The following is a 10,025-nucleotide window of genomic DNA, read 5'->3' as shown; positions in this document are numbered from 1 at the left end:
CGTAGTGCAGCCAAGCCGGATCAGCTAATCAGGCGTCGACCGCCCCCGGGCGGTGGGGGAGGCCGGGGCCGTTGGCGCTCGACGACGACATCGCGATCCTGGCTTCGAGCCCGCTCTTCGGATTGATGACCCGGGACGCCCTGCGGTTGATCGGCTTCGCCGCCGAGCGCCGCTCCCTTGCGCCGGAGGCCGTGCTGTTCGAGCGGGGCGATCCGGCGGACGGGGCTTACGTGGTGCTGCACGGCACGATCCGCCTCGATCCCCGTCTGCCCGGCACGCCGCCGGTCGAGGCCGGCCCGGCCACCCTCATCGGCCGGATCGCGCTCTTCCTGCCCCAGGAGCGCCCGACCACGGCCCGCGCCGCGAGCGCCGCCGAGGTCATGGTGATCCCCCGTGCGCTGATGCGCCGGGTACTGGAGGTGTTTCCCGATGCGGCGGCGGCGATTCACGACGCGCTCGCCGAGGATTTGGCCTCCCTCACGCAGGACCTGACGCGCCTGCGGGTCGCGCGGCCGGACTGAAACCTCCGACCCGTCACCGGTCCGGACTTGAGCCGGGATGACAGCGGCGGCGGGGCTTTGCTAAGCAGGCGCCCCGACTGCACTGCCAGGATCTCGCCATGTCGCACGCCGATCTCGCCCGGACCATCGAAGCCGCCTGGGAGGACCGCGCGAGCGTCGGCCCGACCACGCAAGGGACGGTGCGCGAGGCCGTCGAGGCCGCCCTGGCCCTCCTCGATTCCGGTCAGGCGCGCGTGGCGGAGAAATCCGGCAGCGCCGACTGGCAGGTCAACCAATGGCTCAAGAAGGCGGTGCTGCTGTCCTTCCGCCTCAACGACATGTCGGTCATCCCCGGCGGCCCGGGCGGCGCGGCGTGGTGGGACAAGGTGCCTTCGAAGTTCGAGGGCTGGGATGCCGACCGCTTCCGCGCGGCGGGCTTCCGGGCCGTGCCGGGCGCCGTGGTGCGCCGCGGCTCCTACATCGCCCCCGGCGCGGTGCTGATGCCCTCCTTCGTCAATCTCGGCGCCTATGTGGGCGAGGGCACCATGGTCGATACCTGGGCGACCATCGGCTCCTGCGCGCAGGTGGGGAAGAACTGCCACATCTCCGGTGGTGCCGGCATTGCGGGCGTGCTGGAGCCGCTCCAGGCCAACCCGGTCATCATCGAGGACAATTGCTTCATCGGCGCCCGCGCCGAGGTGGCCGAGGGCGTGATCGTCGGCGAGGGCAGCGTGCTCTCGATGGGCGTCTATATCGGCGCCTCGACCAAGATCATCGACCGGGCGACGGGCGAGGTGATGTATGGCCGCGTCCCGCCCTATTCGGTCGTCGTGTCGGGCACGCAGCCCGGCAAGCCGCTGCCGGACGGCACGCCCGGCCCCTCGCTCTACTGTGCCGTCATCGTCAAGCGCGTCGATGCCGGCACCCGGGCGAAGACCGGCATCAACGAGCTGCTGCGCGACTGAGCCGCGGCAGACGTGACCCTCAAGTGCGATGCCGTGCTCTCCGGACGAAGCGTCCGGAGAGCGGCAGGTCACACCGCGACGTTGTCGATGAGCCGCGTGCGGCCGAGATAGGCCGCCGCGAGCACCCGGGCCGGCCCGGCCACGCGGTCGAGCGGCGCGAGCGACTCGGCGTCGTTCACCGAGAGGTATTGCACCGGCCCGAAGCCGGCCGCCTCGAGCGTGGCCCGGCCCTCCGCCAGCGCGGGCGCCGTCTCGGCCCCGCCCCGCACCGCCTCGGCGACGCGGCGCAGCACCGCATTGAGCCGCGGAGCCACCGCGCGCTCGGCGGCCGAGAGGTACTGGTTGCGCGACGAGAGCGCGAGCCCGTCGGCCTCCCGGACCGTCGGCACGCCCTCGATCGCCACCGGGATGTCGAGGTCGTGCACGAAGCGGCGGATTAGCTGGAGCTGCTGGTAATCCTTCTCGCCGAACAGCGCCCGGTCGGGCAGGGCCTGGAGCAGCAGCTTCGTCACCACGGTCGCGACGCCCGCGAAATGCCCCGGCCGCAAGGGGCCGCACAGCACCTCCGTCAATCCCCCGACACTCACCGTCGTGGCGAAGCCCGGCGGGTACATGGTGCCGACATCCGGCAGGTAGGCGGCATCCGCCCCGGCCTCGCCGAGCAGGGCGATGTCGCGCTCCGGGTCGCGGGGATAGCGTGCGAAATCCTCGTTGGGGCCGAACTGCGTCGGGTTGACGAAGATGCTGACGACGACGCGCCGGCAGGTCTCGCGCGCCCGCCGCACCAGGGTCAGGTGCCCCTGGTGGAGCGCCCCCATGGTGGGGACCAGGGCCACGCTCTCGCCGGCCGCCCGCCACGCCCGGACCTGCGCCCTCAGAGCGGGCACGTCGCCGAGCCGCGCGACCGTCTCGGCGGCAGGGGAGGGGGACAGGGCGGTCATCGCGGGCTCCGGCATCGAAACGGCGGGACCCTAGGGCATGCGGCGCAGGAGCGAAACCCGCCCTCCGGGCGGAGAGGCTGCGCCGGCCGGCCCTGGCCGTGCCGCGGTGTCAGCCCCGGTCAGGGACAGATGCGCAGGCGGCGCCCATAGGGATCATCGATACCGGGCGGCGGCGTGAGACCGTAGTAGCTCGGCTTGCCGAGGCCGAAGGAGGAGCCGACATAGCTCGGATCGAATGGCCCGTTCGTCGGCACGATCGCGGATCCGGGCAAGCAGGCGGCGACCGGGACAGGCGGCGGAGCACGCCGCACCACCTCCTCGTCACTGCGCGGGAAATACCGCAGGGCCGGATAGTAAGCCGGCTCAGCAAGATCTGCGGCCTCGGCGGCGCCCATCATCCAGATCAGACCGACGAGGCCGGCCAGGGCGGTCGTCTGGGCCCGCGCGGCCATCCCCGATGCTCTCACGTCCGGCTCCCTCGCCCCGCGCATCCGGCCCGTTCAGGCCCGGGATCCGAACTGTGCGGCGCCATGGTTAACACCCCGTCGCCGTGTCCGGCATCCGGCCCGCCGCAAGCCCGGTCATCCCGCCTCAGGTCACCACCGCGGCGGTTCGGGCGCCGAGCAAAGCCACCAGATCCGCCGGCGCGAGCTGCACCTGCAGGCCCCGCTGCCCCCCATTCACGAAGACCCGCTCATGCCGCAGCGCCTCCTCCTCCACCAGGGTCGGCACGGCGCGTTTCTGGCCGAGGGGCGAGATGCCGCCGACGTGATAGCCCGTCAGGCGCTCCGCTTCGGCCGGCTGCAGCATCGCGGCCGTCTTGCCGCCGAAGGCCGCCGCGAGCTTCTTCAGCGAGACCTCCCGGTCCGAGGGCACCAGCGCGCAGACCGGCTTGCCGTCCACCTGCGCCATCAGGGTCTTCAGCACGCGCTCGGGCGCGATGCCCAGCGCCTCCGCCGCCTGGAGCCCGATGCGCGCGGCGTCCGGGTCGTACGCGTAGGCGTGGATGCTGTACGGCACGCCCGCCTTGGTCAGGGCCAGAGTGGCGCGGGTGGTCTTGGACATGCGGACGGGCAGATCAGGACGGGAAGGTGCGGGCGATCAGCCGCCCGACTTCGGCATGAAGGCCGTTGCGGGCCTCCGGCGCGGACGGCGATTGCGTGAGATACACGCTGGCGAGGAGCGGCGCACCCGCCGGGCGGCGCACCAGGGCCACCACATTGGCGGTGCCGTTCTCGCCGGTGCCGGTCTTGTCGGCAACCGTCCAGCCCGGCGGCAGGCCGGCCCGCAGGCGCTTGGTGCCGGTCGGGCTCTCGGTCATCCAGCCGAGGAGCCGGGCGCGGCTGTCCGCCATGAGCGCGGGGCCGAGAAGCACGCGCTCCAGCAGGCCGGTCACTGCGGCCGGGCTGGTCGTGTCGCGCGGATCGCCCGGAATCGCGGTGTTGAGGGTCGGCTCGGTGCGGTCGAGCCGGGTGACCGTGTCACCCTGCGCCCGGGCGAAGGCGGTGACGCCCTCCGGCCCGCCGAGCGCCTGCAGCATCAGGTTTCCGGCGGTGTTGTCGCTCCAGATCACGGCCGCCGCGCAGGCGTCGCCAAGGCTGATCCCGCCCTCGGCCACGCGGCGGCCCGTCACCGGCGCATAGGTGTCGAGATCCTCCGGGCCGTACGTCATGCGGCGCTCCAGGCTCTCCTCGCCGCGATCCACCCGGGCGAGGATGGCCGCCGCCGCCACGGCCTTGAACGTGCTGCAGAGCGGGAAACGCTCGTCCGCCCGGTAGGAGAGGACGCGTCCGGTTCCGGTGTCGCGGACGGTCAGGCCGAGGCGTCCGCCATCCTGCCGCTCCAGGGCCGCTAGCCGCGCGATGGCCTCTTCCGGCCCTTCCGCGGCGCGGGCGGCGCAGGAGAGGAGAAGGCTGCCGATCAGGGCGGCGCGGCGGGTGAGGCTCGGCATGGCTGCGCTCCGGTTCTGGCGATTCGGGGCGCGGAGGCTCGCGCGCAACCTTGGCCATTCCGGGCAGGCGGCGTGGCCGAACGGCGGCGTTTCAGCGGAGACCGTCGAGAGACGCAAGCGGATCGGGCGCGGACGGGCGCCGGAAGGGCGGGCGGCTCGCCGCGAGCGCCCGGACCAGGGCGGACAGGTCCGGCATCGGGGTCTCGCCCGGCCCGAACAGCGCCCGGTCGAGGGCGGCGAGATGGGGCGCCGTCGCAGGGTCGCGCCGCCAATGGTCGGCCAGCGCCGGATCCGCGCCGGACAGGAGCGCCCGCACGCTCAAGCCGTCGCCGCGGCGGGCGGCCCGCCGCAGGGCGCGCAGGAGGCCGATACGTGGATCCGATGTTGTTCTGAAGCCGGCAAATAAAATCAATCCGAGCCCGAAGGCGGCAAGGCTCGCGAGCGGTGCGAGCCACGGTGAGCGGGGCGGCGGGCGATCGGCCTCGTCCGGGTCGGCCTTGGCGCGGCTGCCCACGATGCGGGCCGGGATCTCGGCCTCCCGCATGGTGCGCGAAACCGTGTCGAACCACGGCACCCGGATCTCACTGAGCGTGACTGGCTCGGACACGCCGGGGCGCACGTCCCACTGATAGGTGGCGCGGCTGACCGGGCCGGTCGGCGTGATCACGGTCTGCCGCTCGGTCGGCCCCGCGAAGGTCAGCACGCCGCGCGTGCGCATGATCGGGCGCGGCGGCAGGCCGTCGCCGGTCATCCCCTTCGCCTCGATGATGACGGTGCGGCGCGCCGATTCGCCGACCTTCAGGGTCTCGGGCTCCGGGTTCCACACATCCGTGACGGTCACGGCAGAGGCGGGCAGCCACCACGGCTCCTTGACCTCCGGGCCGCCCGGGCCGGTCCAGGCCTTCACCGCAAGGGGCACGGGCGCCGAGGGCACGTCGACGACCCGACGCCCACCGCCATCGACGATGGTCAGGCGGTGGACGAAGGGGTCGATGGTGAACTGCCCGGCATGCTGGGGAAAGACCGCGACCACGCGCTCGAACCCGCGCGCCTCCTGGCCGTCGACGCTGGTCTTGAACCAGCGGTCGCGCCCGAGCTGGGTCCAGCTGAAGTTCTGCAGCGGCGGCTGGCGCAGGTCCTCCAGGGTGATCTGAGCCCGGTAGGTGCCGCGGATATGCAGCAGCACCATCTCGCGCGGATAGGGCGTGGCATTGCCGCCGGTCTCGGGCGTCACCGTGAGGGTGAGGTCGCCGGGCTCCAGGGCGAGAGCCGGCGAGGTGAGGAGGAGGGCGAGGGCGGCGGCCTTCCAGCCCGGCAGAGGAAGCGCGACGCGGACCCCCTCTCCCGTGCGGGAGAGGGGTAGGGGTGAGGGTCCCGGACCGTTCCGCAATGATTCTGAAGCCGTGGTGCTGGCAGCGGGCCGGTTCAGTCCCCTTGCTGAACCACCTGGGCCCTCACCCCTACCCCTCTCCCGCACGGGAGAGGGGTTCCCGCGGGTTTTGTGGAGTGCTGCGGCACGGAAAGATAGCCGACGCAGTATCATCACCACGGGTTGCTCCCCGGTTGCACCGCCGTACCGGCCTCCTGCCGGCGCAGGTGCTCGGCCTCCAGGCGACGCTTGAGAAAGCGGCCGGGATCATCCGTCATGGTGGTGAGCCAGTGCCGGTCGGCGCGGATCTCCTTGGCCTCGAAGCTCTTCGAGATGCGACGCGCCTCGCGCTCCACGATCTGGGATACGCTGGCGATGCCGCCGCCGCTGCGCCCGCCGCCCTCGGCGTCGCTGGCCGAGCCGCGTGCCTCACCGCGACCGGGATCGACGGAGCGCTGCTCCGCCTTGCCGGTCCGCGCCGCCTTCGAGGTGCCGGGCGAGTCGGCCGCCGCCGAGGCCTCCCGGTTGCCCGCGAGGCCCTCACCGAAGGAGTTGTTCCCGGGATCGTCCGGATCGCTGCTCGCCTTGGCATTGTAGCGCGTGGTCTGGTCCGCGCGGGCATTGGCCTCGCCCGCCGCCTGGCTGCCCAGGGTCAGGGCTTCGTCGAGCAGGCGGGCGATCAGGTCGCGGTTGGCCCGCGCATCCTCGTTGCCGGGATCGCGGGCGAGGAGATCCTCGTAGGCCCGCAAGGCCCCCGCGAGGTCGCCGGCCCTGGCGAGCGCATTGCCGTGATTATAGGCGGCCGCCCGGCCCTTGGCCTCCGCGAAGGCCGCCGCGGCCTCCCGGTAGCGCCCTGCGGCGTAGAGCGCGGTGCCGCGCCAGCCCGGATCGTCGGCGACGCGTGCCGCAAGGTCGGGCAGGCCCGCGGCGAGGAGAGCCCGGCCGAATGTCGCCCGCGGCACGGCCAGCAGGGCGAGCCCGGCGAGCGCGGCTGCGGCGACGAGCAGCAGGCCGGTCCCGCCGAGGCTCGGGCGGGCGAGAGCCGGGCGGCCGGCGGGGACGGCGGGGGAAAAGGGCATCAGGCGCTCCTGCGGAACAGGAGCAGGGCCGGCGCCAGGGCGCCGAGCAGGAGCCAGCGCCCGAGATCCTGCCAGACCAGCACCGCGTAGCCCCCGGCCGAGAGGTGACGGGCGGTCGTCTCGCCCACAGCGGCGAGGACAAGAGAGGGGGCATCGGCCTCCCCTGCGGTGCCGCCGCCGATCCCGGCCAGCCGGTCGAGGGCGGCGCGGTCGGGCCGCGGCGCCTCGGGCGGCAGCGCGGGCGTGGGGACGAAGAGCGTGTGCAGCCGGTGGCCGTCCTGGGCGAGGCCGGTGGCCTCCCGGCGCGCCGGGTCGTCGATGCCGCCGCCATCCGACAGCAGCACGACATCCGCCGCGACGGCGCCCATCTCGGCCAGCGTGCGGCGGGCGAGCGCGAGGCCGCGGGCCGGATGACTGCCGCGGTCGGGGATTGTGGCGCCGTCGAGGGCGAACAGGATGGTGCCGAGAACCTCGCGATCCGTGGTCGGCGTGGCCGCCAGATAGGCGTCGCCCGCATAGACGATGAGGGCCACCTGCCGGGTGCCCGCCGCTTCGGCGACGCTCTGGGCGACGCCCCGCGCCTCGTCGAGCCGCCCGCCCTCGGCGACGGAGCGGGAGAGGTCCATCACCAGGATCATGGCGTCGAGATTGCGGAATCCCGCCGCGTCGCTGCGCCGGAAGGCCGGACCGGTGAGCGCGAGCGCCAGGATCGCGGCCGTGGCCGCGAGCGCACCCTGCGCCTGCCGCCGCCCCGGCAGCACGGCGCCGCGCGCCCGCAGGCTCGCGAACAGGCGCGGCTCGATGGCGCGCATCCAGTCCCCGAGCGGCGCGGCCCGGAAGGCCGCGCGCCACGCGAGCAGCGCCAGAAGCGGCAGCGCGAGGAGCCACCAGGGGCGCAGAAGGGTCACGGCATCGCTCATGCCATGCGCCTCGTGAGCAGCAGCCCGACGGCCGTGAGCAGGGCGAGCCCGCCGGGCCAGGGCCAGAGATCCCGGCGCAGCGGCACGGGCGGAGCCTTGGCCCGGCCTCCTTCGATGGCGTCGATGGAATCGGCCACGGCGGCAAGGTCGTCGGTGGTGCGCACCCGGAAGAAGCGCCCGCCGCTCGTCGTGGCGACGTCGCGCAGGGCTTCCGTATCGACCACGTCCGGATCGCCCTCCGCATCCGACAAGTCGCGGGGTCCGAGCGCGATGGTGTGGACCCGGATGCCGAGTTCGCGGGCGAGGGCTGCCACATCGTGCGGCGTCGTCTGCCCGGCATTGTTGGCGCCGTCCGAGAGCAGCACCACCACCTTCTCGCGCGCCGGCGTGGCGTCGAGGCGCTTGAGGGCAAGGCCGAGCCCGTCGCCGATGCCGGTCGAGCGGCCGACGAGGCCGATCTGCGCCTCGTCGAGGGCATGCGCCACCGAGGCGGTGTCGAAGGACAGGGAGGCCGCGACATCCGCCTGATCGGCGAAGATCACGAGGCCGATCCGGTCGCCCGCGCGGCGGCGGATGAAATCGGCGCCGACCCGTTTCACCGCCGCGAGCCGCGCGACGTTGCGCCCGTCGAGGGAGAAATCCACCCGCTCCATGCTGCCCGAGAGGTCGAGGGCCAGCATGATCTCCCGGCCCGAAGCCGGGAGGGCGGCAGCCGGCAGGACGAGGCGGGGCCCCGCGAGCGCCACGACGAGGGCGATCCAGAGCAGCCAGGCGAGGAAGGTCTGCCGGCGCGCCCGGGCGAGCAGGTTCTCGCCGCGGCCGATGCGGGCCACGATGGAGGCGGGCACCACGAGGGCGCCGGCGCCCCCCGACCGCTCCGGCGGCAGCAGGCGCGCGACCAGGAGCGGCAGCGGCAGCAGCAACAGCAGCAGCGGCGCCGCGAAGTCGAAGGCGGTGAGCGGCATCGCCATGGTCAGGCCCGGATGCGTGCGAGGAGGTGGCTCAGGCCGGCATCGATCGCGTCGAGGTCGGGTGCGGCGCGCGCGTAGAGGTCGCGGGTGAGCGCCCGGCCCGGCCCGGCTGTGAAGAAGTCGGTCGCGAACAGGCGGTCGAAGGCCGCCGCCCTGTCCTCGCCCTCGATGCCGAGGGTCCGGGCGAGGCGCGCGAGGAGCCGCGCCTGCGCGACCAGACGTCCCGGCGGGTCGAGCCCGCGGGAGGCGGCGAGTTCCGCGAGCGCGGCCCGCCGCACGGACATCCTGCGCCGACGCATCGCCGCCTGCGCCGCGAGCACGAGGGCGGCGAGGATCAGGCCGAGCGCGATGGCCGCGAGCACGTCGAGCCGCAGGCTGCCGGTTTCGGGCGGCGGGTGCAGGCCGCGCAGATCCGCGAGCGCCGCCTGGACGGCCGGAGAGAGGGCGCCCTCACAGCACGGCATCGAGCCGCTCCATCAGGGGTGCGAAGGATTCCGGCCCGCTCTCGGCGTCGAGCCGCACGCCCTCCAGCCCGGCCCGGGCCCAGCGGGCGAGCCGGTCGTCGGCGGAAGGCGGCCGGCGCCCGGCCCGCGCCGTGCCCCGCTGCCCGTCCGGCGTCGCGAAGGGGTAGAGGCCGGGAGGCGGCGCGCGCTCGAAGGGATCGCTCACCAGGATCAGGCTGAGCGAGACCCGCTCGGCGAGGGCCGTGAGCGCGGCCTCGAACCCCTCGCCGGGATCGTCGAGGGCGCTCGCGATCACGAGGTGGCCGCCCGCCGGCAGCAGCGATTGGGCCCGGGCGAGGGCCGGAACCAGAGGAGGATCCGGCCGCAGAGGAGCCGCCAGGGCGAGCGCATGGGCGCGGGCGAGAGCCCCGGCGAGCGCGCCCATGCCGCGTCCGCCGCCGGTCGGGCGCAGGCTGATCGGCTCGGGATCGGCCGAGGCGACGACGAGGCCGATGCGGCCGCCGTCCCCGACGATGCGCCAGCCGAGGAGGGCGAGCGCCTCCGCGGCAGCGACCGAGCGGAGCGCCCGGCGCGTGCCGAACAGCATCGAGGGCCGGAAATCGGCCAGCAGCAGGACGGCGCGGTCGCGCTCCTCGTGGTGGGTACGGGTGTGCAGGGTGCCGGTGCGGGCGGTGGCGTTGCGGTCGATATGGCGCACGTCGTCGCCCTCGGCGTAGGGGCGCACGTCGTCGGGCTCGGAGCCGCGCCCGCGCCGCCGCGTGACGATGCCGCCCGGCAGGCCGACAAGGTTGCGGGTCGCGCGGCCCGCCCCGCGCCGGGCGAGATGGCGTAGGCCCATCAGCGCGGCGGCATCGAGGGCAACCCC

Annotated in this window: 12 protein-coding genes; 2 read left to right on the top strand and 10 right to left on the bottom strand. The window is 74.2% G+C overall.

All coding sequences use genetic code 11. The features are described from left to right. Positions 1 to 71 precede the first annotated feature (71 nt). Together MNOD_RS04890 and dapD are read left to right on the top strand one after the other, a co-directional pair. A complete protein-coding gene (locus MNOD_RS04890) occupies positions 72 to 521 on the top strand; it encodes a cyclic nucleotide-binding domain-containing protein (RefSeq protein ID WP_015927722.1) in 450 nt (149 codons plus the stop codon). Between the two features lie 98 nt (positions 522 to 619). Then, positions 620 to 1,465, top strand: a complete 846-nt coding sequence (gene dapD, locus MNOD_RS04885) for a 2,3,4,5-tetrahydropyridine-2,6-dicarboxylate N-succinyltransferase (RefSeq protein WP_015927721.1) — start codon at positions 620 to 622, stop codon at positions 1,463 to 1,465. Positions 1,466 to 1,533: 68 nt separating this feature from the next. Here the strand turns inward: dapD and panC are convergent, their stop codons facing one another. The 10 genes from panC to MNOD_RS04835 all read right to left on the bottom strand — a co-directional run bounded on the left by panC (position 1,534) and on the right by MNOD_RS04835 (position 9,998). Further along, on the bottom strand, positions 1,534 to 2,406 hold the full coding sequence (panC, locus tag MNOD_RS04880) for a pantoate--beta-alanine ligase (protein ID WP_015927720.1): 873 nt from the start codon (positions 2,404 to 2,406) through the stop codon (positions 1,534 to 1,536). Positions 2,407 to 2,525: 119 nt separating this feature from the next. Beyond that, positions 2,526 to 2,858, bottom strand: a complete 333-nt coding sequence (locus tag MNOD_RS04875) for a hypothetical protein (RefSeq protein WP_015927719.1) — start codon at positions 2,856 to 2,858, stop codon at positions 2,526 to 2,528. Positions 2,859 to 2,997: 139 nt separating this feature from the next. Then, positions 2,998 to 3,471 (bottom strand): Cys-tRNA(Pro) deacylase, encoded by a 474-nt coding sequence (gene ybaK / locus MNOD_RS04870; RefSeq protein ID WP_015927718.1) that lies wholly within the window; start codon positions 3,469 to 3,471, stop codon positions 2,998 to 3,000. A 13-nt stretch (positions 3,472 to 3,484) separates the two neighbouring features. Then, complete coding sequence (gene bla / locus MNOD_RS04865) at positions 3,485 to 4,357, bottom strand: class A beta-lactamase (RefSeq protein WP_015927717.1); 873 nt, start codon at positions 4,355 to 4,357, stop codon at positions 3,485 to 3,487. 91 nt (positions 4,358 to 4,448) lie between these two features. Then, positions 4,449 to 5,747, bottom strand: a complete 1,299-nt coding sequence (locus MNOD_RS04860; RefSeq protein ID WP_015927716.1) for a BatD family protein — start codon at positions 5,745 to 5,747, stop codon at positions 4,449 to 4,451. Positions 5,748 to 5,899: 152 nt separating this feature from the next. Continuing rightward, positions 5,900 to 6,805, bottom strand: a complete 906-nt coding sequence (locus MNOD_RS04855; RefSeq protein ID WP_015927715.1) for a hypothetical protein — start codon at positions 6,803 to 6,805, stop codon at positions 5,900 to 5,902. After that, on the bottom strand, positions 6,805 to 7,725 hold the full coding sequence (locus MNOD_RS04850) for a vWA domain-containing protein (RefSeq protein ID WP_015927714.1): 921 nt from the start codon (positions 7,723 to 7,725) through the stop codon (positions 6,805 to 6,807). The genes MNOD_RS04855 and MNOD_RS04850 overlap by 1 nt, the downstream gene beginning before the upstream one ends. After that, the gene (locus MNOD_RS04845) at positions 7,722 to 8,696 is read right to left on the bottom strand and encodes a VWA domain-containing protein (RefSeq protein WP_015927713.1); all 975 of its coding nucleotides are present in this window, start codon (positions 8,694 to 8,696) and stop codon (positions 7,722 to 7,724) included. Before MNOD_RS04845 ends, MNOD_RS04850 begins: the two co-directional genes overlap by 4 nt. Positions 8,697 to 8,698: 2 nt before the next feature. Next, complete coding sequence (locus MNOD_RS04840; protein ID WP_015927712.1) at positions 8,699 to 9,160, bottom strand: DUF4381 family protein; 462 nt, start codon at positions 9,158 to 9,160, stop codon at positions 8,699 to 8,701. Beyond that, on the bottom strand, positions 9,147 to 9,998 hold the full coding sequence (locus tag MNOD_RS04835) for a DUF58 domain-containing protein (RefSeq protein WP_198157624.1): 852 nt from the start codon (positions 9,996 to 9,998) through the stop codon (positions 9,147 to 9,149). Before MNOD_RS04835 ends, MNOD_RS04840 begins: the two co-directional genes overlap by 14 nt. Positions 9,999 to 10,025 lie beyond the last annotated feature (27 nt).

The organism is Methylobacterium nodulans ORS 2060, assembly GCF_000022085.1.
GTDB classification, from domain to species: domain Bacteria; phylum Pseudomonadota; class Alphaproteobacteria; order Rhizobiales; family Beijerinckiaceae; genus Methylobacterium; species Methylobacterium nodulans.
Note: the sequence above shows the minus strand (reverse complement) of the source record. Positions and strands in the feature narration are given on the sequence as shown.

Coding starts and splice junctions, on each gene's coding strand:
- dapD (WP_015927721.1), top strand. CDS start 620: ATGTCGCACGCCGATCTCGCCCGGACCATCGAAGCCGCCTGGGAGGAC.
- panC (WP_015927720.1), bottom strand. CDS start 2,406: ATGACCGCCCTGTCCCCCTCCCCTGCCGCCGAGACGGTCGCGCGGCTC.
- MNOD_RS04875 (WP_015927719.1), bottom strand. CDS start 2,858: ATGGCCGCGCGGGCCCAGACGACCGCCCTGGCCGGCCTCGTCGGTCTG.
- ybaK (WP_015927718.1), bottom strand. CDS start 3,471: ATGTCCAAGACCACCCGCGCCACTCTGGCCCTGACCAAGGCGGGCGTG.
- bla (WP_015927717.1), bottom strand. CDS start 4,357: ATGCCGAGCCTCACCCGCCGCGCCGCCCTGATCGGCAGCCTTCTCCTC.
- MNOD_RS04855 (WP_015927715.1), bottom strand. CDS start 6,805: ATGCCCTTTTCCCCCGCCGTCCCCGCCGGCCGCCCGGCTCTCGCCCGC.
- MNOD_RS04850 (WP_015927714.1), bottom strand. CDS start 7,725: ATGAGCGATGCCGTGACCCTTCTGCGCCCCTGGTGGCTCCTCGCGCTG.
- MNOD_RS04845 (WP_015927713.1), bottom strand. CDS start 8,696: ATGGCGATGCCGCTCACCGCCTTCGACTTCGCGGCGCCGCTGCTGCTG.
- MNOD_RS04840 (WP_015927712.1), bottom strand. CDS start 9,160: ATGCCGTGCTGTGAGGGCGCCCTCTCTCCGGCCGTCCAGGCGGCGCTC.
- MNOD_RS04835 (WP_198157624.1), bottom strand. CDS start 9,998: ATGGGCCTACGCCATCTCGCCCGGCGCGGGGCGGGCCGCGCGACCCGC.